22 protein-coding genes and 1 pseudogene are annotated in these 21,607 nt (G+C 73.3%); 13 read left to right on the top strand and 10 right to left on the bottom strand.

The window, feature by feature from the left end:
• The first annotated feature begins 107 nt into the window (after positions 1-107).
• Positions 108-791 carry a snapalysin gene (gene snpA, locus ACZ7MF_RS12905; RefSeq protein WP_471476513.1) on the top strand — a complete coding sequence of 228 codons (684 nt, stop codon included), beginning with the start codon at positions 108-110 and terminating at the stop codon, positions 789-791.
• 71 nt (positions 792-862) lie between these two features.
• On the opposite strand, the gene ACZ7MF_RS12900 is transcribed toward snpA, so the two are convergent.
• Entirely contained in the window at positions 863-1,555 is a 693-nt protein-coding gene (locus ACZ7MF_RS12900) for an adenosylcobinamide amidohydrolase (RefSeq protein ID WP_471476511.1), read from the bottom strand.
• Positions 1,556-1,729: 174 nt separating this feature from the next.
• Here ACZ7MF_RS12900 and ACZ7MF_RS12895 point away from each other — a divergent pair, with 174 nt between their 5' ends.
• Positions 1,730-2,080, top strand: a complete 351-nt coding sequence (locus ACZ7MF_RS12895) for a hypothetical protein (RefSeq protein WP_003971713.1) — start codon at positions 1,730-1,732, stop codon at positions 2,078-2,080.
• Between the two features lie 47 nt (positions 2,081-2,127).
• Here ACZ7MF_RS12895 and ACZ7MF_RS12890 read toward each other — a convergent pair whose 3' ends face one another.
• A complete protein-coding gene (locus ACZ7MF_RS12890; protein ID WP_471476508.1) occupies positions 2,128-3,324 on the bottom strand; it encodes a globin domain-containing protein in 1,197 nt (398 codons plus the stop codon).
• A 73-nt stretch (positions 3,325-3,397) separates the two neighbouring features.
• The gene (nsrR, locus tag ACZ7MF_RS12885; protein WP_388526211.1) at positions 3,398-3,844 is read right to left on the bottom strand and encodes a nitric oxide-sensing transcriptional repressor NsrR; all 447 of its coding nucleotides are present in this window, start codon (positions 3,842-3,844) and stop codon (positions 3,398-3,400) included.
• A 149-nt stretch (positions 3,845-3,993) separates the two neighbouring features.
• Between nsrR and ACZ7MF_RS12880 the strand changes: the two genes are divergently transcribed.
• Positions 3,994-4,431, top strand: coding sequence for a hypothetical protein (locus tag ACZ7MF_RS12880; RefSeq protein WP_356860972.1), 438 nt, complete (start codon positions 3,994-3,996; stop codon positions 4,429-4,431).
• Here the strand turns inward: ACZ7MF_RS12880 and ACZ7MF_RS12875 are convergent, their stop codons facing one another.
• Positions 4,432-5,292 carry a helix-turn-helix domain-containing protein gene (locus ACZ7MF_RS12875; RefSeq protein ID WP_471476505.1) on the bottom strand — a complete coding sequence of 287 codons (861 nt, stop codon included), beginning with the start codon at positions 5,290-5,292 and terminating at the stop codon, positions 4,432-4,434.
• A 114-nt stretch (positions 5,293-5,406) separates the two neighbouring features.
• On the opposite strand from ACZ7MF_RS12875, the gene ACZ7MF_RS12870 reads away from it, so the two are divergent.
• Positions 5,407-6,306, top strand: a complete 900-nt coding sequence (locus ACZ7MF_RS12870; protein WP_471476503.1) for an oxidoreductase — start codon at positions 5,407-5,409, stop codon at positions 6,304-6,306.
• A gap of 12 nt (positions 6,307-6,318) precedes the next feature.
• Here ACZ7MF_RS12870 and ACZ7MF_RS12865 read toward each other — a convergent pair.
• Positions 6,319-8,030: pseudogene (locus ACZ7MF_RS12865) on the bottom strand (MFS transporter).
• Positions 8,027-8,479 carry a MarR family winged helix-turn-helix transcriptional regulator gene (locus ACZ7MF_RS12860; protein ID WP_471476501.1) on the bottom strand — a complete coding sequence of 151 codons (453 nt, stop codon included), beginning with the start codon at positions 8,477-8,479 and terminating at the stop codon, positions 8,027-8,029. Before ACZ7MF_RS12860 ends, ACZ7MF_RS12865 begins: the two are co-directional and overlap by 4 nt.
• Positions 8,480-8,592: 113 nt before the next feature.
• Between ACZ7MF_RS12860 and ACZ7MF_RS12855 the strand changes: the two genes are divergently transcribed.
• The 8 genes from ACZ7MF_RS12855 to ACZ7MF_RS12820 all read left to right on the top strand — a co-directional run bounded on the left by ACZ7MF_RS12855 (position 8,593) and on the right by ACZ7MF_RS12820 (position 15,343).
• Positions 8,593-9,285, top strand: a complete 693-nt coding sequence (locus ACZ7MF_RS12855; protein ID WP_471476499.1) for a GAF and ANTAR domain-containing protein — start codon at positions 8,593-8,595, stop codon at positions 9,283-9,285.
• 155 nt (positions 9,286-9,440) lie between these two features.
• The gene (locus tag ACZ7MF_RS12850; RefSeq protein ID WP_471476497.1) at positions 9,441-11,012 is read left to right on the top strand and encodes a sensor histidine kinase; all 1,572 of its coding nucleotides are present in this window, start codon (positions 9,441-9,443) and stop codon (positions 11,010-11,012) included.
• Positions 11,009-11,416 carry a roadblock/LC7 domain-containing protein gene (locus ACZ7MF_RS12845; RefSeq protein ID WP_471476495.1) on the top strand — a complete coding sequence of 136 codons (408 nt, stop codon included), beginning with the start codon at positions 11,009-11,011 and terminating at the stop codon, positions 11,414-11,416. Before ACZ7MF_RS12850 ends, ACZ7MF_RS12845 begins: the two co-directional genes overlap by 4 nt.
• Positions 11,413-11,760 carry a DUF742 domain-containing protein gene (locus ACZ7MF_RS12840; protein ID WP_356860988.1) on the top strand — a complete coding sequence of 116 codons (348 nt, stop codon included), beginning with the start codon at positions 11,413-11,415 and terminating at the stop codon, positions 11,758-11,760. Before ACZ7MF_RS12845 ends, ACZ7MF_RS12840 begins: the two co-directional genes overlap by 4 nt.
• On the top strand, positions 11,741-12,382 hold the full coding sequence (locus tag ACZ7MF_RS12835) for a GTP-binding protein (RefSeq protein ID WP_471476493.1): 642 nt from the start codon (positions 11,741-11,743) through the stop codon (positions 12,380-12,382). The genes ACZ7MF_RS12840 and ACZ7MF_RS12835 overlap by 20 nt, the downstream gene beginning before the upstream one ends.
• The gene (locus tag ACZ7MF_RS12830; RefSeq protein ID WP_471476491.1) at positions 12,379-13,620 is read left to right on the top strand and encodes a cytochrome P450; all 1,242 of its coding nucleotides are present in this window, start codon (positions 12,379-12,381) and stop codon (positions 13,618-13,620) included. The genes ACZ7MF_RS12835 and ACZ7MF_RS12830 overlap by 4 nt, the downstream gene beginning before the upstream one ends.
• On the top strand, positions 13,617-14,840 hold the full coding sequence (locus ACZ7MF_RS12825; protein WP_361008778.1) for a cytochrome P450 family protein: 1,224 nt from the start codon (positions 13,617-13,619) through the stop codon (positions 14,838-14,840). Before ACZ7MF_RS12830 ends, ACZ7MF_RS12825 begins: the two co-directional genes overlap by 4 nt.
• Before the next feature lie 98 nt (positions 14,841-14,938).
• Positions 14,939-15,343 carry a hypothetical protein gene (locus ACZ7MF_RS12820; RefSeq protein ID WP_471476487.1) on the top strand — a complete coding sequence of 135 codons (405 nt, stop codon included), beginning with the start codon at positions 14,939-14,941 and terminating at the stop codon, positions 15,341-15,343.
• 9 nt (positions 15,344-15,352) lie between these two features.
• Here ACZ7MF_RS12820 and ACZ7MF_RS12815 read toward each other — a convergent pair whose 3' ends face one another.
• The gene (locus ACZ7MF_RS12815) at positions 15,353-16,510 is read right to left on the bottom strand and encodes an enolase C-terminal domain-like protein (RefSeq protein WP_471476485.1); all 1,158 of its coding nucleotides are present in this window, start codon (positions 16,508-16,510) and stop codon (positions 15,353-15,355) included.
• 151 nt (positions 16,511-16,661) lie between these two features.
• Between ACZ7MF_RS12815 and ACZ7MF_RS12810 the strand changes: the two genes are divergently transcribed.
• Entirely contained in the window at positions 16,662-17,468 is an 807-nt protein-coding gene (locus tag ACZ7MF_RS12810; RefSeq protein WP_471476482.1) for a ribonuclease BN, read from the top strand.
• A gap of 3 nt (positions 17,469-17,471) precedes the next feature.
• On the opposite strand, the gene ACZ7MF_RS12805 is transcribed toward ACZ7MF_RS12810, so the two are convergent.
• From ACZ7MF_RS12805 to ACZ7MF_RS12795, 3 genes are all read right to left on the bottom strand, one after another.
• Positions 17,472-18,515, bottom strand: a complete 1,044-nt coding sequence (locus ACZ7MF_RS12805) for an SDR family oxidoreductase (RefSeq protein ID WP_471476479.1) — start codon at positions 18,513-18,515, stop codon at positions 17,472-17,474.
• Positions 18,512-20,314, bottom strand: a complete 1,803-nt coding sequence (locus ACZ7MF_RS12800) for a thiamine pyrophosphate-requiring protein (protein WP_471476475.1) — start codon at positions 20,312-20,314, stop codon at positions 18,512-18,514. Before ACZ7MF_RS12800 ends, ACZ7MF_RS12805 begins: the two co-directional genes overlap by 4 nt.
• A 108-nt stretch (positions 20,315-20,422) precedes the next feature.
• Positions 20,423-21,481, bottom strand: a complete 1,059-nt coding sequence (locus tag ACZ7MF_RS12795) for a LacI family DNA-binding transcriptional regulator (protein ID WP_471476472.1) — start codon at positions 21,479-21,481, stop codon at positions 20,423-20,425.
• Positions 21,482-21,607 lie beyond the last annotated feature (126 nt).

Raw genomic sequence — 21,607 nt, 5'->3', positions numbered from 1 at the left:
GTGATAGCCCGGCCCTATCACCTGTTGCCATCATCACAGCGGGCTCATGGGCGCCCCACACTCACCGATGACGACTTCTCCCCACTCCCCCACTCAAGGAGTCATCGATGCGTATCACCCTGCCCCTGCTGTCCACCGCGGTCGGTCTCGGCCTGACGGCCGCCGTGCTCGGCACCGGCCCCGCCGCTGCGGCCGCGGCGCCCCAGGAGCCGGTCAGAGCCGCCCAGCTCGGCTACCAGCCCTCGGCCGGCTCGGGCGAGGACGCGGCCGCCAACCGCGCGTTCTTCGAGGCGGTCGTCAAGTCCGTCGCCGAGAAGCGCGCCGCCAACCCGTCCGCCGCCGCGGCCGTCACCGTCTACTACAGCGCCACCAACGCGCCGAGCTTCCGTTCCCAGATATCCCGCTCCGCCCAGATCTGGAACAGCTCGGTGTCCAACGTGCGGCTCACGGAGTCGAGTTCCGGCGCCGACTTCGCGTACTACGAGGGCAACGACTCGCGCGGCTCGTACGCCTCCACGGACGGGCACGGCAGCGGCTACATCTTCCTCGACTACCGCCAGAACCAGCAGTACGACTCGACCCGCGTGACCGCCCACGAGACCGGGCACGTGCTCGGTCTGCCCGACCACTACTCCGGGCCGTGCAGCGAGCTGATGTCGGGCGGCGGCCCCGGCCCGTCCTGCACCAACCCCTACCCGAACTCCACCGAGCGCAGCCGGGTGAACCAGCTGTGGGCGAGCGGCTTCCAGGCCGCCCTCGACAAGGCGCTGGAGAAGGCCTCCCAGCGCTGACGTTCTTGGCGGACACCGTGTGGGCGGCCCGGCGGGCCGCCCACACACGCGTGTGCCCGGGGGCGCCCCGCTCAGGGGTGCCCGGCGGCGGGGAGCGCGGCGTGTACCGCCCGGTGGACGGCCCGGGCCAGCCGGGCGCCCCACTCGGAACGGGGTCCCGCGAAGGCGTGCACCCCGGCGTCGCCGCCCGGGGCCCGGGCGGCGACGCACACCGCGTCGGTGGGGGTGCCGGAGCAGTCGAGACCGGCGTCGAGCAGCGCCTGGACCTTGGCCTCGGTCGCCGTCATCACCGCGTTGACCAGGGCGGCGTCGCTCAGTGCGACCGGCAGCGCGGCGACGATGTTGATCGTTCCGGGCGGCACGGCCCCGGTGGCGCCCTCCTCCGGCGCGGCCGCCCAGCCGCGCACCGAGATGCCGGCGGTCGCCACGGCCTCGGCCCCGCCGTCCCGCGCCCGGCCGTGGGCAGACACGTCGGCGGCCGTCATCAGGCCCACGCCCGGCCCGCGGGCCCCGGCGGCACGGGCCAGGCCGGCCAGGTGCCGTGCGGGGTCGGTGCGCCGGTAGCCGTGGGCGACCTGGGCGTTGAGCACCCACGCGCGCTCCCCCGTCCCGCCGCCCAGCACGGCGCTGCTGACCATCCGCCAGCCCGGCCCCGGGCGCCACAGCAGGGCGTGCAGCCGTTCGCCGTCCTCCACCCGGGTCAGGTCTTCCGGGTCCAGCAGGCGGTCGGCCCCGGTGCGGGGCGGCGGCAGGAGGGCGGGCACGGAGCGGGCTCCCAGCGGTGATCGGCGCAGGTCGGGGGCGGACCGGACGATCGTACTCGGGGCCGGTGTCCCGGCGGCCGGCCGGCCGGTCCGTCGCGGGGCGCGTTGCGGACCCGGGTCCGGGCACCTTCACTGAACACAACTTCGCCACCAGGCGACGGATCGGAGGCCGCGATGCTGTCCCACACCCTGGAGCATGGGGTCCTGGTCATCACGGTGGACCAGGACCCGGGTATCGCCGGGCGGGCCACGCTGACCACGCACATCACCAACCTGGTCGACGCCCATCAGCCGACCCCCGTCGTCATCGTCCTGACCGAGCGGGCGGGCGGCCACGCCGCGGTCAGCGCGGTGCTGCGGGCCCATCAGTGGTGCGGGCGGCTCGGTGTCCTGATGTCCGTCGTGACCCACAGCGCGCCCGTCCGGCGGCTGCTCGAGGCCAACGCCGACTCCTCGGGGCCGCGCCTGGTGGTGCACGCCCGCGTCGACACCGCGATCAGCACCGCGTTCACCGCCGCGGCCTAACGCCCGTACCGGAGTTCCGCCCCGGGCATCGGCGGCCGCCACCGCCGCTACCGCTGTCCGAGCCAGAGGTCGGGGCCGAAGACCTCGTAGTGGATGGCCTCGGCGGGCACCCCGCGGCGCAGCAGGTCGCCGCGGACCGCGCGCATGAAGGGCACCGGGCCGCACAGGTAGACCGTGAGGTCCGCGGGCAGGTCGAGGCCGGTCAGGTCGGCACGGCCGGTGGACGCCCCCGGCGCCCGGTCGCCGGGCTCCTCGTACCAGAGGTGGAGCCGGGCGTCGGGCAGCGCGCGTATCAGGTCGAGCTGCTCCTGCCGGTGGGCGTGGTGGTCGGGGGTGCGGTCGGCGTGCACGACGGTCACCGGGCGGGTGGCGCCGGCGGCGGCCAGGTGGTCGAGCATCGACAGCATCGGTGTGACGCCGATACCGGCGGAGGCCAGCAGCAGCGGGCCGTCGTGCTCCGCCAGGGCCAGGTCCCCGGCCGGCAGCGACACGTTGAGCAGGTCGCCCTTGCGGGCGTTCGCGTACAGCCAGGAGGAGACCTCGCCGTCCGGCCGGCCGTCGTCCCGGACGCGCTTGACGGTGATGCGCCAGTCGGACCGGCCGGGCGCGGCGGACAGGCTGTACTGGCGGATCTGCCGGGCGCCGTCGGCGAGTTCGACCTGGACGCTGACGTACTGGCCGGGCTGGAACGGCACGACGGGACGGCCGTCGGCCGACCCCAGGACGAGCGAGACCGCGTCGGCGCTCTCCTCGACCCGGTCGACGATCTCCATGGGGCGCCAGACGTCTCCCTCCGCGACGCCCTTCTCGGCGTAGAGGCGGGCCTCCAGGGCGATGAGCGCGTTGGCCATCAGCCAGTAGACCTCGTCCCAGGCCCGGGCGACCTCGGGGGTGACGGCGTCGCCGAGCACGTCGACGACGGCGGCCATGAGGTGCCGGTGGACGATCGTGTACTGGTCGGGGGTGATGCCGAGCGAGGCGTGCTTGTGCGATATGCGGGAGAGCATCACGTCGGCGCGTTCGTCCGGGTTCTCCAGCAGCAGGCCGGCAAACGCGGCGACCGAGCCCGCCAGGGCCCGCTGCTGCTCGCCGTTGGCCTGGTTTCCCCGGTTGAACAGGTCCCGCAGCAGCTCCGGGTGGGCGTCGAAGAGCTTGCGGTAGAACAGGTCGGCGATGTCACCGATGGCCGCTCCGACGGCGGGAAGAGTGGCTCGGACCACGGGAACGGACTGTTCGGAGAGCACAGCGACTCCTTAATTGGTAGATGATATTCGTGTTTTGGGTCACAGCTCGACGGCCTTCCGGGACCGCCGCCCGTCACCCCGAGGGGCGGTCCGTCAGGCCGAGCAGAACCGGGCCGGTCGGTGAGGCCACCAGGTCGGTCACGGTCAGCGGGTCGAGCGCGGCGTAGAACGCCTCCTGGGCGTCGCGCAGCGCACGGCGCAGCCGGCAGGCCCCGCGCAGCGGGCAGGGGTTGTCGCCCTCGCAGTCGACCACCTCGGCCTCGCCTTCGAGTTCGCGCACCAGCCAGCCCACGGAGGCACGCCGGCCCAGGCCGGTCAGCGTCAGTCCGCCGCCGCGACCGCGTCGCGCCTCCACCACACCCAGGTGCTGCAGGCGGGTGATGGCCTTCGCCGCGTGCGTGTACGGCACCCCGACGACCTCGGCCACCTCTCGGGTGGCCAGTGGTTCGTCACCGTCTCTCACGACCGCCAGGCGCATGACCGAACGCAGCGCCAGGTCGGTGAACTTCGTCAACCGCACACCAGGACGCTATCAAATGCGCATGCTAGATTCGCCTTTACCCGGGGTACTGAGCCTGTGCGGTGCGTCACTGGACCGGCCGCCCCGGCACGGACCGCCCAACGGGGCGGCGTACGGGCACGGTTGGGCACACGGAACGGCGGCACCTGATGGCAGCGGAAGACGGCGGCTCCCCGGGTCCTGCGGGCCCTCCCCTCCCCCGGGTGCTGTGCGACACGGCGGAGCTCCTGTCCCCGGGCGGCGACGTGCCGGCCGGCGCCCTGTGGAAGCTGGCGGAACCCGGCCGGCAGCTCGACGCCAACGTGGTCCGCCTCCCCGCCGGCGGCCGGGTGGACACCCACACCGAGCCCGACCTCGACGTCCTGCTCCTCGTCCTCGAGGGTGCGGCCCGCCTCGACTCCACCGACGGCGAACATCCCCTGCGCGCGGGCGTCCTGACCTGGCTGCCGCACGGCTCGACCCGGGCCGTCCTCGCCGGGCCGGACGGGGTGACGTACCTGACCGTGCACCGTCGGCGCCCCGGCATGCGCATCCAGCCGCCGGAGGCCGCCGACCGGCTGAGGCGGTCCCTCGGCGGCGACGCCTGATCAGTTCCCGGGCGACGCCGGCGGGCCGGCGGTCTCCGCGCGCGCCAGGGACCGCAGCGCCGTGTCGTCCGCACTGCCCGGCCGCGGGAAGTACACGTACAGCACGTGCCCTTCGGGGCCGGCGAGTGCGAACGTCTCGAAGTCGAGAGAGAGGATCCCGACACCGTCGACCGCGAGGCGCTTGCGGCCCGTCACGCGGTCGTACACGTCGTGGGAGTCCCACAGGGCCCGGAACGCCTCGCTGCGCCCGCGCAGGGCCGCCACGAACCCGGCGAGCTCCGCGGGCCTGGCGGCCGCGGTGGTGCGCAGCCCCGCGACCGCCTGGAGGCCGATCTCCTCCCAGTCCGGGTAGACCTGCCGGGCCCGCGGGTCGAGGAAGGTGAACTCGACGAGGTTGTGTCCCGGGCTCCACGCCGGGTTGACGCGGTGCGCGAGTGCGGTGGCGGCCAGGACGTCACGGCGGGGACCGACGACGAAGGCGGGCAGGTCGGACCAGCGCTCCAGCAGGACCCGCACCCCCGCCCGGACGGTGTCGGCCGGGGCCGTCGCCCTGTCGTCGGCGGCTGCGAGGGACGGCGCGACCAGGGACCAGAGGTAGGTCCGCTCGGTGTCGTCCAGGCGCAGCACGTCGGCCAGCGCCTGGAGGATTTCGCGGGAGGGATGCCGGTCACGGCCCTGCTCGATACGGCTGTAGTAGGAGGGGCTCACCCCGGCGAGCAGCGCCAACTCCTCGCGGCGCAGGCCCTTCACCCGCCGCCGCGTGTTGTCGACGACGCCTGCGGAGGCGGGGTCGATCCGTTCCCGGCGGCTGCGCAGGAAGGAACCGATCGGATTGCCGTCGGTGTGGTCGTCACGGGACATCGGGCCGACTGTACCGGTGCCCGACCACCTGCGGCGACGCCGCCGGCAGACCCTCCGGGGGCCACCCTCGAGGAGGTGTGGCACCACCGCCCCGCGTCCGGCTGCAATGGGGGCATGAAGAATCGAACCACCGCACTGGACGCCGACCCCGCCCCCACCTCCGGCACGTCCGGTGGGACGCCGGTCTGGCTGATCACCGGATGCTCGGGCGGCCTGGGGCGTGCCCTTGCCCGGCACGCCCTGGAGCGCGGCGACCGGGTCGCCGTCACCGCCCGTGACACGGCGGGCGTCGCCGCCCTCGTGGAGGCCTACGGCGACCGCGCGCTCGCCCTCCGGCTGGACGTCACCGACGCCGCCTCGGTCACCGCCGCCGTCGAGAAGGCCGAGCAGGAGTTCGGACGCATCGACGTCCTGGTCAACAACGCCGGATACGGCTACCTCGCCGCCGTCGAGGAAGGTGAGGACGCCGCGGTGCGCGCCCTGTACGACACCAACGTGCACGGCGTGGTCACCGTCCTGAAGGCCGTGCTGCCCGGCATGCGGGAGCGCCGCTCGGGGCGGATCGTGAACATCTCGTCCTTCGGCGGTCTCGCGGCCTTCGCGGCGACGGGCCACTACCACGCGACCAAGTTCGCCCTCGAGGGACTGTCCGAGTCGCTGGCCGCGGAAGTCGCGCCGCTCGGCATCGCGGTCACCATCGTCGAGCCCGGGGGCCTGCGCACGCAGTGGGCCGGGACGTCGATGCGGCAGTCGCCGACGCGGCTTGAGGACTACGAGCAGACCGCGGGCAGGCGCCGGGCCGCCACCCTCTCGGTCTCCGGCCGCCAGCCGGGCGATCCCGTCCGCGCCGCCGCCGCGATCGCCACCGCCGTGGACGCCGCGACTCCGCCGCTGCGGCTCCTGCTCGGTTCGGACGCGCTGGCCGGTGCCCGCATCCGCCTGGAACGGCTGCGGCAGGAGATCGACGCCAACGAGGGCCTCACCCGCAGCACCGACCTGGAGCGGGCGTCCTGAACCGAAGGCCGCTCACCGTGTCTCGGCGCGCAGTTCCGTGAGGGACCGCGCCGTCAGGGGGCGCGGGTCCGCGTCCGGGTCGACGAGTACGACGGTGCAGGTGGCCGCGTGGGTGAGGGCGCTGGTGAAGCTGCCGTCGGCGAACTGGACCAGCGGGCCGCGCGGGGAGCGGCCGACCGCGACCGTGCGGGCCCCCACCTCGGCGGCGTGCCGGGCCAGGGCGCGGCCCGCGGCGGCATGGTCGCCGACGCCGGTGAGGATCTGGCCGGTGGCGGCCACCCCCATGCCGCCGAGCCGGTCGAGATGCGCGGTGACGGCGGCCCTCGCCTGGTCGTCGGTCTCGGTGTCGGCGGCCTGTTCCTCGACGACGGCGGTCCGCCGTACGTGGACGACTTCGAGCGGGCTCGCGGTGTCACGGGCGAGGCGGGCCGCGGCGTCCACGACGGCGGCCGCCTCGCGGTGGGCTCCGACGGCCACGACCACGGGGGACACGTCGCTCGCCGCCGGCGCCCCGACGGGGGTGAGCGCCGGGGTCAGGGGCTCGCCCTCGCCGGTGTCCGTCTCGGCCCGGCGCAGCAGCCGGTGGCCGCTGGCCAGGACGGGGACGGCGAGGAGGAAGGTGGCGGCGCCGAGGTAGAAGGGGACGCTCAGGTCGGTGGCGTCGGCGAGCTTTCCGGCGACGTAGGGGGCCAGCCCGCCGCCGATGAAGCGCAGGAAGCCGTACGCGGAGGAGGCCACGGGGCGCTCCACCGGCGAGACGAGCATGACGGCCTGCGTGGTGAGGGTGTTGTGAAGGCGCCGCTGACGACGACCGCGACGATCACGGTGGTGGGGTCGGTGACGCCGGCGGCTATGACGGCCATGACGACGGCGAGGCCGAGCAGGTTGGCGTAGAGGACGGGCGCGGTGCCGTAGCGGGCCTGTAGACGAGGGGCGAAGAAGACGCTGAAGGCAGCGACCAGCAGGCCCCAGCCGGTGAAGACCAGGCCGAGCTCGTGGGCGTCCAGCTCCATCGGGTACGGCGCGTAGCCGAGCATGGTGAAGAAGCCCCAGTTGTACAGCAGGGCCATGATGCCCATGGTGAGCAGGCCGCGGTGGCGCAGGGCCTTCAGCGGGGCCAGCGGTGAGGTGACCTTCTTGGGCCTGGGCAGGTCGGGGACGAAGGCGAGGGTGGCGATCAGGGCGACGGCCATCAGGGCCGCGACGCCGAAGAAGGGGCCGCGCCAGCTGATGCCGCCCAGTTCGCCGCCGAGCAGGGGGCCGACGGCGATGCCGAGCCCCAGGGCGGTCTCGTAGAGGATGATCGCGCCGCTGAAGCCGCCGCTGGCCGAGGCCACGATGACCGCGAGGGAGGTGGCGATGAACAGGGCGTTGCCCAGTCCCCAGCCGGCCCGGAAGCCGACGATGCCGTTGATGGATCCGGTGGCGCCCGCCAGGGCGGCGAAGACGACGATGACGGCGAGGCCGGTGACCAGGGTGCGCTTGGCGCCGATGCGGCTGGAGACCCAGCCGACGAAGAGCATGGCGACGGCGGTGACGATCAGGTAGCTGCTGAACAGCAGGGAGACCTGGCTGGGGGTGGCGTCCAGGCTCTCGGCCAGCGCCGGCAGGATCGGGTCGACCAGGCCGATGCCCATGAACGAGATGACGCAGGCGAAGGCGACCGCCCAGACGGCCTTCGGCTGCCGGAAGGGACTGGCGGCCTTTCCACGTGGTGCACTCATGCGCGGTCTTCCTCCGAGGTGTCCTGACGGTTGCGGATGACCCGGGCGAGGGCCAGGAGCGCGGTGGTGGTGGCCTGCTGTTCCGGCCCGGTCATGTCCTCCATGAGCTGCCGGAGGGCCACGGCACGCTCGGCGCGGCGCCGGTCCAGGACCTCGAGGCCGGCGGACGTCACCGCCACGAGCACGCCGCGGCCGTCGCTCGCGTCGGCGGTGCGCCGGGCCAGGCCCGCGCGTTCCAGGCGCGTGACGAGCTGGGTCATGTTCGGCTGGGAGACGCCCTCGGCCCTGGCCAGTTCGGTCAGCCGCTGGGGGCCCTCGCGGCTCAGCCTGGCCAGCGTCGAGGAGGCCGCGGTGCTCAGACCGCCGGTCCGGGCGCTCTGCCGCACGTAGCGGATCATCTGCTCCACGGCGATGATCAGGTCGTCCGGGCCCTCCGATGACGTGTCCATAAGCGCATTATGCATTTAGATGTAGTACGAAACAAGATGGACCGCGGCAGCCTCCGCCCTGTTGCTTCCGGCCACCGCGGGGCACTCGTCACAAGAGCGAGGGAGGAGACGGCATGGACGACTGGCGCGGCTTCGCGCAGCAGATGGCCTCGCTGGCCCGCGATCTGCTGGCCCAGGAATCGCTGCACGACACACTGGAACGGATCACCGCCTCGGCCACGGAACTGGTGGAGGACTGCGACGCCGCCGGCATCCTCATCCTGCGGGGCACCAAGGTGCAGTCACTGGCCCCCACCGAACAGGTGGTGATCGACAGCGACGAACTGCAGGGGCGCGTCGGAGAGGGCCCCTGCTTCGACGCCGCTCGCAGCTCCACGGGGGAACGCCAGTTCCGGATCGCCGACTTCACCGACGAGGCACGGCGCTGGCCCAGGTACGTCCCCGAGGCACGCAAGCTGAACCTCGGCAGCATGATGGGTTTCCTGCTGTTCACCGAGGACGAGGACCTCGGCGCGCTGAACATGTACTCCTACCGGCCCGGCGCGTTCAGCGAGGCCGACGAGACGGCCGGCTGGCTGCTGGCCTCGCACGCGGCGGTCGCCTTCTCCAGCGCCCGGACGCACGCCCAGTTGCAGGAGGCGATCGGCACCCGGCACACCATCGGGGAGGCCATGGGCATCCTCATGGGCAGACACCACCTCACCGAGGACCAGGCCTTCACCACGCTGCGCCGGTACTCGCAGGACCGCAACGTCAAACTGCGCGACGTGGCGGCACAGGTCTGCGAACGGGGCGGTCTGCCCTGAGCCAACGGACAAAAGATGAACGAGTTTCCGCTCTTTCGGATCACGAACCCTCGTATAGTGATCGTCAGTTGAGTGCCGCGTGACAGCCCTCGGCTCGCACGCGCCCCGTTGGACGACACGAGGGCCGCCCCGGCGGCCAGGCGAGGACCCGATTGATGACCGCGCCCGCCCGCCCCGGCGACCGCCCCACTCCCCGCGCCCTCGCAGCAGTGGCCCTGCCGTGCGCCGTCGTGTCGGCACTCGTCGTCGGCGGGGCCGTCGCCGCAGCGCCCTCCTCGGTACGCCTTCCGCTCGGACTCGGCGCCGGTGCCGCGGCGATCCTGCTCTGCGCGGCACTGACGGCGGCCGTGCACGCGGTCCGCGCGGAACGGGCCACCCGCCGGCTGCTGACGGCCGCCCGGACGGAGGCGGATGCCGGACGGACCCGGGCCGCGGCCACGGCCGAACGTGAACGGGACGCCCTGGTGGCCGAGTTCTCGCGCGAGCGGGAGCGGCTCGCCGAGCAGCGGGACCGGGAGGTGGCACGGCTCACCGGGGAGACGGCGCGGCTGGGCGAGCGCCTCAAGCAGGCCACCGGCGAGCGGGCCGCCGCCGTCTCCGCGACCGCCAACGCGGCCGGCCGGATGCAGGCGCTGGCCACCGGCATGCTCGCCGACCTGCGTGCCATGGAGGAGCGGCACAGCGACGAGGCCGTCCTCGCCGATCTGCTCCATCTCGACCACCGCACCGCGCAGGCAGGCCGGCTCGCCGACTCCGTCGCCGTCCTCACGGGCGCCCGCTCCGGCCGCCGTTGGGCGCGTCCGATCGGCATGGAGTCCATCCTGCGCGGCGCCATGGGCCGGATCGCCGGCTACCAGCGCGTGCGCGTGCACTCCAGCAGCGACACCGCGGTCGCCGGGCACGCCGCCGAGGGCGTCATGCACGCCCTGGCCGAACTCCTGGACAACGCCGCGAACTTCTCCCCGCCGACGGCGGAGATCCATGTGTACGTCGAGGAGGTGCCGGCCGGTGTCATCGTGTCCGTGGAGGACAGCGGGCTGGTGATGGGCGAGGTGCAACTGCGCCGGGCCCAGCAGGCGGTGGCCGGTGAGACGGCGGGGCTCGGCGGCCTGACCGGCACCCGGCTGGGGCTGGCCGTGGTGGGGCGGCTGTCGGCCAAGTACGGGCTGAAGGTGTCCTTCCGGCCGTCCGCGCGCGGAGGTACGGGCGTACTGATGCTCGTCCCCCAGGACATCCTGAGCGGCCCCGCCGTCCCCGCCGCGCCGGGGGCGGCCCCGGCGGCGGCGACACCTCCGGCGGTCCGGGACGACCTGCGACACACCCCCGCCCCGCCCGCGGCCGAGCCCGCCCCGGCCGACGTGGCCCCCGAGCCGCCGCCCGTCCACGATCTCGCGGACCACGACCAGGACTCGGACCCGGACCAGGACCCGCGGGAGCAGGACCGACAGGAGCAGGACGGGGAGCTGGACCGGTCCGCCGCGGACCTGCCCAAGCGCCGTCGTGGCCGTACCCTCGCCGCCGCCGAACGCGCCCGCGCCGCCACCCGGGCCGCCGAGCCGCGCGCCACGCCGTCCGCCGGCGACGCGAAGGCCCGCGCGGCCCGCTTCAGCAGCTTCCGCCAGGCCGTTCGGACCACCACCACCGGCGCCGCCGCCGAACCGGCCGCGACGGCCCCCGACCTCCCGTCCCCCTCATCCGCGCACCCGGAAGGCGACACCACTCCATGACCGGCTCGACCACCGCCGACGAGAAGCTCACCTGGCTCATCGAGGGCCTCCTGGAGCGCACGCCGGGCGCGCGGCACGCGCTCGTCCTCTCCCGTGACGGACTCAAGCTGTGCCGCACCCCGGAACTCTCCGTCGACCAGGCCGACCAACTGGCCGCCATCGCCGCCGGCATCCAGTCGCTGTCCCACGGTGCCTCCGTGGAGTTCGGCGACGGCAGCGGCGGGGTGCGTTCGGCGATGACCGAGTTCTACGGGGGGATCCTGTTCATCGTGGAGGCCGGTGAGGGCGCGCACCTCGCCGTGGTCACCTCCGAGGACGCGGACGCGGGGCTCGTCGGACACCACATGAGCGAACTCATCGAACAGCTCGGCGAGCACCTCACCGCGCAGCCGCGCACCTCATGAGCCGCCCCGGCAGGGACGACGCCCCCGACCGGCTGTACACCGTCACCCAGGGACGCAGCAGCTCGGGCCCCGACAACCCCTTCGACCTGGTCACCCTCGTGGTCGCCGAGTGCGCGCCGATGCCCGGCATGCAGTCGGAGCACACGGCGATCCTGAGGCTGACCGAGGCCCCCACGGCCGTCGTGGAGATCGCCGCCGAACTGCGGCTCCCGGTGAGCATCACCAAGATCCTGCTCGCCGACCTGCACGCCGCAGGCCGGGTGAGCGCACGCCACCCGTACACGGCAGCCGTCCCCGATCCCGACATCCTGGAGCAGGTGCTCGTTGGACTCCGCAATCTCTGACGCCCGTACCCCGGCGAGCGCCCCGGCGCGCACCCCGCTGGGCGCGGCCGCCGACAACGGTCTGAAGATCGTGGTCGTGGGCGGCTTCGGTGTCGGCAAGACGACCATGGTCCGTTCGGTCAGCGAGATACGTCCCCTCAACACCGAGGAGACGATGACGCAGGCCGGCGAGGCGGTCGACGACATCAGCGAGGTGCGCGGCAAGTCCGCGACGACCGTCGCCTTCGACTTCGGCCGCATCAGCCTCGACGCGCGCAACGTGCTGTACCTGTTCGGCGCGCCCGGCCAGGAGCGGTTCTGGTTCCTGTGGGACCGGCTGTTCTCGGGCACGCTCGGCGCGGTGGTCCTCGTGGACACCCGGCGCATCGACGACTCCTGGTACGCGATCGACCGCCTGGAGCACCACGGCACGCCGTTCATCGTGGCCTGCAACGACTTCGGCGGCCCGGAGCATCCGCCCGAGGCGGTCCGCGAGGCCCTCGACCTGGATCCGCGGGTGCCGCTGGTCTCCTGCGACGCCAGGTCCCGGGAGTCCAGCAAGCGGGTGCTGATCACGCTGGTCGAGCATCTCCAGGCCCACTACGCCGGTCCCGCCGCCCGGCCCCGACAGGAGTTCCTGTGAGTACCGACGCCCACGACGTCCCGGGCGCCGTACCGCTCGGCGGCCCCCGCTTCCAGACCGATCCCGCCCTGCTGTACCGGCAGATGCGGCGCGAGCACGGTGCCGTCACGCCGGTCGTGCTGGACGGCGACGTACCGGCCTGGCTGGTGCTCGGGTACCGCGAGCTGCACCAGGTGACCGGCGACCCGGTGCTGTTCAGCCGGGACTCGGACCTGTGGAACCAGTGGGAGAACATCCCGGACGACTGGCCGCTGCTGCCGATGATCGGCCGCAGGCAGCCGTCGATCCTGTACACGGTCGGCGAGCGGCACCGCGAGCGCGCCGCCATGATCAGCGACGCGCTGGAGGCCGTCGACCCGCACCTGCTGCGCGGCCACGCCGAGCGGTTCGCCGACGAACTCGTCGACCGGCTGTGCGCGAAGGGCGAGGCCGATCTCGTCGGCGACTACGCGATGCTGCTGCCGGTCCGGGTCCTGGCCCGCCTGTACGGGTTCCCCGACGAGCAGGGTCCGGCACTGGTCACCGCGCTCAACGACATGATCGACGGCCGGGAGCGGGCCCTGGCGGGCCAGACGCACCTCGCCACCTCGATGGCGCGGCTGCTGGCCGAGCGGAAGGCGGCGCCCGCCGACGACGTCGCCTCCCGGATGCTGGCCGACGAGAGCGGCTTCACCGAGGAGGAGGTCGCCCAGGACCTGATGGTGATGATGGCCGCGGGCCACCAGCCGACGGCGGACTGGATCGGCAACTCGCTGCGCCTGATGCTGACCGACGACCGCTTCGCCGCCTCCCTCTTCGGTGGCCGCAACAGCGTCGCCGAGGCCATGAACGAGGTGCTGTGGGAGGACACGCCCACGCAGAACGTGGCCGGCCGCTGGGCCGCCCGGGACACCCAGCTCGGCGGGCGCCGCATCCGGGCCGGCGACCTGGTGCTGCTCGGGCTGCAGGGCGCCAACTCCGACCCGCAGGTCCGCACCGACGGCTCCGCGCTCACCGGCGGCAACAACGCGCACTTCTCCTTCGGCCACGGCGAGCACCGCTGCCCGTTCCCCGCGCAGGAGGTCGCCGAGGTGATCGCGCGCACCGGCATCGAGGTCGTGCTCGACCGGCTGCCGGACATCGACCTGGCGGTGCCCGCCGGGTCCCTCACCCGTCGCCCCTCGCCCTGGCTGCGGGGGCTGACCGAGTTGCCCGTGCGGTTCACCCCGACCACTGCCCTGGGAGGCACGTCAGCATGACGACCGGCACCGAAGAAGCCCGGATCCCGCTGGACCCGTTCGTCACCGACCTGGACGGCGAGAGCGCCCGGCTGCGCGCGGCCGGACCGCTCGCCGCCGTGGAGCTGCCGGGCGGCGTGCCCGTGTGGGCGGTCACGCACCACGCGGAGGCCAAGGCCCTGCTCACGGACCCGCGGCTGGTGAAGGACATCAACGTGTGGGGCGCCTGGCGGCGCGGCGAGATCCCCGCCGACTGGCCGCTGATCGGGCTGGCCAACCCGGGCCGCTCGATGCTCACGGTGGACGGCGCCGAGCACCGCCGGCTGCGCACCCTGGTGGCGCAGGCGCTCACGGTGCGCCGGGTGGAGCACATGCGGGGGCGGATCACCGAGCTGACCGACCGGCTGCTCGACGAGCTGCCCGCGGACGGCGGCGTCGTGGATCTCAAGGCGGCCTTCGCCTACCCGCTGCCGATGTACGTCATCGCCGACCTGATGGGCATCGAGGAGGCGCGGCTGCCGCGCCTGAAGGTGCTGTTCGAGAAGTTCTTCTCGACGCAGACCCCGCCCGAGGAGGTGGTGGCGACCCTCACCGAGCTGGCCTCGATCATGGCCGACACCGTCGCCGCGAAGCGCGCGAACCCCGGGGACGACCTGACGAGTGCGCTGATCCAGGCGTCCGAGGACGGCGACCGCCTCACCGACGCGGAGATCGTCTCCACTCTCCAGCTGATGGTGGCCGCCGGGCACGAGACGACGATCTCGCTGATCGTCAACGCCGTCGTCAACCTGTCCGCCCATCCCGAGCAGCGGGACCTGGTGCTCTCCGGCAAGGAGGAGTGGTCCGCGGTGATCGAGGAGACCCTGCGCTTCTCGACACCGACCTCGCACGTCCTGATCCGGTTCGCGACCGAGGACGTCCCGGTCGGCGACCGGGTCATACCCGCCGGGGACGCGCTCATCGTCTCGTACGGCGCGCTGGGCCGCGACGAGCGGGCGCACGGTCCGTCGGCGGACCGGTTCGACATCACCCGCACGTCCGGGAACCGGCACATCTCCTTCGGCCACGGCCCGCACGTGTGCCCCGGTGCGGCCCTGTCCCGGATGGAGGCGGGCGTGGCGCTCCCGGCCCTGTACGCCCGCTTCCCGCACCTGGACCTGGCGGTCCCGGCCGCGGAACTGCGCAACAAGCCGGTGGTCACGCAGAACGACCTGTTCGAACTGCCGGTCAGGCTTGCCTGACCCCGCCCGGCCGCGGCCCGGTCCCCCACCCGCGGGGCGTTTGCATCCCGCCCCGCGGGTAACTCCGGCATTCCGGACACCGATCCCCGGGAGTCGCCATGTGGAAGCGCAAGGGCAGGAAGGACCGCCGGGCCGCCAAGCCGGTCCCCATGGAGCTGTGCGACCTGTGCGCCAGGGTCTTCCCCGAGGACGAGTCCGTGACGGGCTACGTGCCGGACTCCTCCGCGGCGCACGCCACCAACGAGTGGTTCGACGGGCTGCGGCTCATCACCGCGTGCTCGGACGACCACTTCGACGTGATCAAGGACGGGTACGCGCACCGGCCCTTCGTGGACGAGGAGCTGTGGGCGGCCAAGCTGACCCGGGCCCTGACCACCGGTCCGCCGGCCCTCTCCATGGACCAGCTCGGCTGCCGGACGGGCCTCCAGGAGCCCCAGATCCGGGCGGCCGTCGTCTGGCACAACGAGCGCATGCGGGAGGCGCAGGAGCGCAGCGACCCCTGAGGGCCCGGATCAGCGCGGCGGCCGGACCCCGTACACCCGGTAGGGCTCCGCGTCGGCCCACCTCACCTCCAGGCCGAGGCCCGGCCGCGAGGTGTCGGGGCGCAGCGCCCCGCCCTCGGGCGACGGGGGGCCGTCGAACAGCAGCCGCTCGACGCGCACGTGGTCGTGGAAGTACTCCAGGTGCCGCAGCCGCCGCACGGCGCAGAAGGCGTGGGCGGACACCGCGGGCGCGCAGTGCGCGGACAGGTCCAGGTGCCGGACGGCGGACAGCCCCGCGACCTCCAGCACTGCGGTGATGCCGCCGCACCGGGTGACGTCGGCCTGGAGGCAGTCGACGGCCGGCCCCTCGGTCAGGTTGGCGAAGTCCTGCGCGGTGAAGGCGTACTCCCCCGCGGTGATCTCCAGCCTCGCCGGGCCCCGCTCGCGCAGCATCCGCAGCCCCTCCAGGTCGGCGGATGCGACCGGCTCCTCGAACCAGCGCACGTCCCACTCCTCGTGGAAGCGGTGCGCCCAGTACAGGGCGTCCTTGCGGCCGAGCGCCCCGTTGGCGTCGGTGAACAGCTCGGGCCCGTCGCCGACCGCCCGGCGTACGGCTCTCAGGCGCCGCGGGTCGGCCTCCGGGTCCCGCGAGGTCTTCAGCTTCACGCGCCCGATGCCCTGCCCGACCCAGCCCGCGAGCTGGTCGGTGAGGCGGTCCAGGGGGTAGTTGGTGAAGCCGCCGCTGCCGTAGACGGGCACCCGGTCGTGGTGGGCCGGCAGGAGGTGGACCAGCGGCAGCCCCAGCAGCCGTGCCTTGAGGTCCCACAGCGCCACGTCGACGGCGGACAGGGCCATCGCCCCGGCTCCGGGGCGGCCCGCGTTGCGCATCCGCGCCCCCATCCGCTCCCACAGCGCGGGCGGCGAGGAGACCGGCCGGCCCTTGACGACGGGCGCGAGCACGGAGTGCACGAAGGACGCCACCGAGACGTCCCCGTAGGTGTAACCGAGGCCGGTGCGGCCGCCGGCGTGCACGCGCACCAGCACCAGGGTCGTGGCGTCCCACTCCAGGGTGCCGTCCTGCTCGCGGCCCTCGGGGCCGTCGGTGGGGACCTCGAAGGCGTGCACGTCGACCGCGTCGACCACGCACTCGTCCAGTGCCGGTGTGTCCGGGCCGGCCAGCGACGTCATCGCGCACTCCTCGCCTTCGCGTACCGGGGCCCGGTTCCCCGCGCCGTCCGGTCCATGCGGGCCGTCCGGGTCAACCGACGTTTGTCCGGGCGCGGGCCGGGTCACTCAGTCTCCCGTCGCGAGCCATCGAAAGGACGCCCGAGGAGCACCCGTGAACCGGTTGTGGCGGCCGTTCCACCGTGTGTGGGACTGGCTGGCCGCGTCCGCCCTGGTCCGGCGCGGCCGGGACCTGGAGCTGATGCACAGGGCCATGGGCTTCGCCACCCTCGCCCTGGTCACGCTGGCACCGCTGCTGATCGTGGTGGCGGCGGCCGACCCGCTGGGGCGCGGGGGCTTCGCCTCGTGGCTGGCCGACGGCATGGGGCTGTCCGGGCGGTCGGCGAAGGTGCTGACCGACATCATCAGTCCGCCGACCAAGGTCGTCGGCACGACGAGCCTGTGGGGCGGAATCCTGCTCGGCGTGTTCGGCGTGTCCTTCGCGGCGAGCGTCCAGAACGGCTACGAGCGCATCTGGGAACTGCCCTCCGGCCCGTGGCACCGCATCTGGCGCCAGATGACCTGGGTGATCATGCTGACCGCCTACCTCTACCAGGAGGTGCAGACGCGGACCGCGCTGCACGGTACGGCGCGGATCGCCCTGTCGACCGCCAGCGGCATGCTGTTCTTCTGGTGGGGCCAGCACTTCCTGCTGGGCGGCCAGGTCCGCTGGCGCGACCTGTTGCCGGGGGCGTTCGCCACGATGGTGGGGCTGATCGGCCTGCGCGGCTTCTCGTACCTCTTCTTCACGCCGCTGATCCTCGACAACGCGTTCAGTTACGGCGCGGTCGGCATCGTGCTGGTGGTGGAGTCCTGGCTGATCGGGGTCGGGTTCGTCGTCTTCGGCGGCGCGATGGTCGGGCACTGGTTCTGCGAGCACCACTGGTGGGCGCGGAACATCGACCGGAGACCGCCGGACTGACCGTCAGCCCGCGCGTCGGCGCAGGCTCCCGGCCAGGGTGGCGGCGACCGCCCCCGTCACGGCCGTGGCCAGGGCCAGCGGCCGGCGGTTGCGGGAGATCCAGAACTGGACACTGCGCGCATGCGCCTCGTCGTCGAAGATGCCGTGGGCGCCGTAGTCGTCCGGCGCGGTGTCGTCCGGCGGCTTCCAGAGGTTGACCGGCCGCGACGGGTCGACGGCCCGGTCGGTCTGCTGCCCGTCGTAGCCGGTGCGCGCCAGATAGCGGTCGAGGAGCCCCGGGGCGAGCTTCTGGCCCAGCAGGGTGGCGACGGTGGAGCCACCCACCCAGTACATGCGCCGCTCGGGGTGGTCGGCGGCGTGCAGCACGGCCCGGGCGGCGACCTCGGGCTGGTAGACGGGGGCCACCGGGCGCGGATGGCGGGGCAGCCGGGTGAGGACCCAGCTGAACTGGGGCGTGTTGAGCCCGGGCATCTGGACCATGGTCACCCGCACCCCGCTGCGGTCGTGCAGCAGCTCGCAGCGCAGTGACTCGGTGAACCCCTGGATGGCGTGCTTGGCCCCGCAGTAGACCGCCTGGAGCGGGACGCTGCGTTCGGCCAGGGCCGAGCCGACCTGGACGATGGTGCCGCGGTCGCGCGGCGTCATGCGCCGCAGGGCGGCCTGGGTGCCGTGCACGAAGCCGAAGTAGGTGACCTCGGTGGCCCGCCTCAGCTCCTCGGGACGGATCTCCGCCACGGGCGCGAAGACGGTCGAGAACGCGGCGTTCACCCATACGTCGATCGGGCCGAGTGCTTCCTCGACACGCGTGGCCGCCGCGTCCACGGCCTCCGCGTCGGCGACGTCCACGACCAGGGGCAGCGCGCGCCCGCCTGCCTCCTCGACCTCCTCGGCCGCCCGCTGGAGGGCGTACTCGCCCCGCGCGAGCAGGGCCACCGCGGCCCCGCGGGCGCCGAAGGCGCGGGCGGTGGCCCGGCCGACACCGCCGGTCGCGCCGGTGACGACGACGACCTCGGTGCCGTTCGTCCCCCGGTGACGGATGCCGCTCACTTCTTGCCCCGGCCGGGGAGGTGCTCGGCGTACTCGGTGAGCTTCTGGCGTACGCCCTTGGTGGCGATCCCGGTCAGCTCGGGGTCGTGCAGCGCCGCCTTGATGGCCTTCTTGCCCTGGTCCTTCATGATGTGCGGCGGGATCGGCGCGATCTCCGCGTCGACCTTGAACTCCAGGACCACGGGCCGGTCGGCGGCGAGCGCCTCGTCCCAGGCGGAGCCGACCTTCTTGGGGTCGGAACAGACGATGCCCTTGAGGCCGAGGAGCTCGGCGTAGGCGGCGTAGGGGACGTCGGGAATGACCTGGGAGCCCGGGTACTTGGGGTCTCCGGCCATGGCGCGCTGCTCCCAGGTGACCTGGTTGAGGTCCTGGTTGTTGAACACGCAGAAGATGAGCGGCGCCGACCCGGACAGGCGGTCCAGATAGCGCTTGACGGTGATCATCTCGTTCATGCCGTTCATCTGGAAGGCGCCGTCCCCGATGAAGGCGATCACCGGACGCTCGGGGTACGCGAACCGCGCCGCGATGGCGTACGGCGTCCCCGGGCCCATCGTGGCCAGGGTGCCGGAGAGCGAGGCCTGCATGCCGTCGCGCAGCAGGAGGTGGCGCGCCCACCAGTTGGTGCCCGAGCCGGAGTCGGCCGTCAGGATGACGTCGTCCGGCAGCCGCGGGGAGAGTTCGGCGGCGACGGCCTGGGGGTTGATGGTCTTGCCGAAGTGCTCGCCCGCCCAGCGGTCGCACAGGTCGTGCCACTCCCGGACGTCCTTCTCGATCTTCTCCCGCCAGCCGCGGTCCTCCTTGCGCTGGAGCATCGGGATCAGGGCGCGCAGGGTCTCCCTGGAGTCGCCGACGAGGTGGGCGTCCATGGGGTAGCGGATGCCGATCATGCGTCCGTCGATGTCGATCTCGACGCCCCGGGCCTGCCCCTCCTCGGGCAGCCACTCCGAGTACGGGAAGCTGCTGCCGACCATGAGCAGGGTGTCGCAGCCCTGGATCATGTTGTCGCTGGCCTTGCTGCCCAGCAGGCCGATGGGACCGGTGACGTAGGGCAGGTCGTCGGGCAGGACCTGGCGGCCGAGCAGGGCCTTGGCGACTCCGGCGCCGAGCAGTTCGGCGACCTCCTTCACCTCGTCCTCCGCGTTGGCCGCGCCCTGGCCGACGAGCATGGCGACCTTGTTGCCCGCGTTGAGCACGTCGGCGGCCCTGCGCAGCTCGTCGAGGTCGGGCAGCACCCGCGGCCTGCTCCAGCCCACACTGGAGAAGACGGACCCGTGCTCCCTGGGCGGGGAGGGCTGGGCCTCCTCCTCCTGGATGTCGCCCGGGATGATGATGGTCGCGACCCCGCGTGTGGTGAGCGCGGTCTTGAAGGCCCGGTCGATGACGTGCCGGGCCTGGCCCGGGTGCACGACCATCTGGCAGTACTCGGACACGTCCGCGAAGAGCTGGTCGAGGGCGATCTCCTGCTGGTAGTGGGTGCCGAGCGACAGCCGCTTCTGCTGGCCCACCACCGCCACCACGGGCTGGTGGTCGAGTTTCGCGTCGTACAGGCCGTTGAGGAGGTGCACGGCGCCCGGTCCCGACGTGGCGATGCAACAGCCCACCTCGCCGGTGAACTTGGCGTGGCCGCAGGCCATGAACGCGGCCATCTCCTCGTGCCTGGCCTGGATGAACTCCGGGTCGCCGTCGGCCCGGTCGAAGGCGCCGAGCAGACCGTTGATGCCGTCGCCCGGATAGCCGTACACCCGCTGGACGCCCCACTCGGACAGACGCTGGAGCACATAGTCGGCGACTTGGGTCATGGAGCTCTCCCGGACGTGGGGTGACGACGGTCGGCTTGTGGGGTTACCCTCCCGGCCGCTCCCAAACCGGCCGTCCGTCCCCTTCGTCCGCTCCCGCGCCCCGCCCCTCTACCCGGGCGGCGGCGCCGTGCTCGCCCGGGTCACCAGCCGGGTCGGCACCAGCGTCGTGCCCTGTTCCGGACCCGCCGCGCGCATCTTGCGCAGCACGGCCCGCACGCACAGCCGCCCGACCTCGGCGAAGTCCTGGTGGACGGTGGTCAGCGGGGGCAGGAAGGAGCCCGCCTCGGCGATGTCGTCGAAGCCGATGACGCTGACGTCCTCGGGCACCCGCCGGCCGCGTTCGTGCAGGGCGCGCAGCAGGCCGAGGGCCATCTGGTCGTTGGCCGCGAAGACGGCGGTGCACTCCTCGCGGGCGGCGAGTTCCAGGCCGGCCCGGTAGCCGGACTCCGCCGACCAGTCGCCCCTCACGAGCGGCGGCGGGGTGCGGCCGGCCTCGGTGAGCGTGCGCCGCCAGGCGTCGGTGCGGCGCTGGGCGGCGAAGGAGCCCTCGGGGCCGCCCAGGTGCCACACCGTGTCGTGCCCGAGGTCCAGCAGGTGGCGCACGGCGGCGCGGCTGCCGCCGGCCTGGTCGGTGTCGACGACGGTGTAGGTGTCGCCGGCGTCGGAGTCGACCACGACGACCTGGACGTGCGGCGGCAGTTTGAGGGAGGCCGCGTCCAGCAGGTGGACCTCCATGATGACGATGACCGCGTCGACGGCCAGCTCCTCCAGCCGCGAGAACGCGCCGCGCACCTCGTCCTGGGTGGGGACGGCGACCGGCAGCAGCGTCACCGCGTACCCCTCGCTCGCCGCGGAGGTCGCGATGGCCTCCAGGGTGCGCACGTTGCCGGTGGTGGCCAGCGTGAAGGTGATGACTCCGATGGTGCGGAACTCGCCGCGCTTGAGGGCCCGGGCCGCGCTGTTGGGCCGGTAGCCCAGCTCCTTCATGGCCGCCAGCACCTGCTGCCGGGTCTCCTCGGTCACGCCCGCGTAGCCGTTGGAGACGCGGGAGACGGTCTGCGAGGAGACTCCGGCCAGCCGGGCCACGTCCGCCATGGAGGCCGTGCGGTCCCGGCCGCGCCGGGGAGGCGCGGGTGCGCTCGTCGGGACTTCCTCAGCCGTGCTCACTCGCCGTCAGCCGCCTCTCTGTCGCTGTCGGGTCCCGGTGCGCGAGGACCCTTGACCGTCGTCATCGGGGCAGTGTAGACATGCCGCCATCAGATGTTTACGTAAACATAGCAGCTCGTCGCTCTT

The sequence above is a fragment of the Streptomyces sp. NPDC111628 genome (assembly GCF_055635195.1).
This window is presented reverse-complemented; position numbering and strand designations above follow the sequence as displayed.

Excerpts from the sequence above, each read along its gene's own strand:
- ACZ7MF_RS12875 (WP_471476505.1), bottom strand. The coding sequence starts at position 5,292 with ATGTCCCGTGACGACCACACCGACGGCAATCCGATCGGTTCCTTCCTG.
- ACZ7MF_RS12820 (WP_471476487.1), top strand. The coding sequence starts at position 14,939 with ATGTGGAAGCGCAAGGGCAGGAAGGACCGCCGGGCCGCCAAGCCGGTC.
- ACZ7MF_RS12850 (WP_471476497.1), top strand. The coding sequence starts at position 9,441 with ATGACCGCGCCCGCCCGCCCCGGCGACCGCCCCACTCCCCGCGCCCTC.
- ACZ7MF_RS12880 (WP_356860972.1), top strand. The coding sequence starts at position 3,994 with ATGGCAGCGGAAGACGGCGGCTCCCCGGGTCCTGCGGGCCCTCCCCTC.
- ACZ7MF_RS12800 (WP_471476475.1), bottom strand. The coding sequence starts at position 20,314 with ATGACCCAAGTCGCCGACTATGTGCTCCAGCGTCTGTCCGAGTGGGGC.
- ACZ7MF_RS12825 (WP_361008778.1), top strand. The coding sequence starts at position 13,617 with ATGACGACCGGCACCGAAGAAGCCCGGATCCCGCTGGACCCGTTCGTC.
- ACZ7MF_RS12895 (WP_003971713.1), top strand. The coding sequence starts at position 1,730 with ATGCTGTCCCACACCCTGGAGCATGGGGTCCTGGTCATCACGGTGGAC.
- ACZ7MF_RS12815 (WP_471476485.1), bottom strand. The coding sequence starts at position 16,510 with ATGACGTCGCTGGCCGGCCCGGACACACCGGCACTGGACGAGTGCGTG.
- ACZ7MF_RS12870 (WP_471476503.1), top strand. The coding sequence starts at position 5,407 with ATGAAGAATCGAACCACCGCACTGGACGCCGACCCCGCCCCCACCTCC.
- ACZ7MF_RS12840 (WP_356860988.1), top strand. The coding sequence starts at position 11,413 with ATGAGCCGCCCCGGCAGGGACGACGCCCCCGACCGGCTGTACACCGTC.
- snpA (WP_471476513.1), top strand. The coding sequence starts at position 108 with ATGCGTATCACCCTGCCCCTGCTGTCCACCGCGGTCGGTCTCGGCCTG.
- ACZ7MF_RS12855 (WP_471476499.1), top strand. The coding sequence starts at position 8,593 with ATGGACGACTGGCGCGGCTTCGCGCAGCAGATGGCCTCGCTGGCCCGC.
- ACZ7MF_RS12845 (WP_471476495.1), top strand. The coding sequence starts at position 11,009 with ATGACCGGCTCGACCACCGCCGACGAGAAGCTCACCTGGCTCATCGAG.
- ACZ7MF_RS12860 (WP_471476501.1), bottom strand. The coding sequence starts at position 8,479 with ATGGACACGTCATCGGAGGGCCCGGACGACCTGATCATCGCCGTGGAG.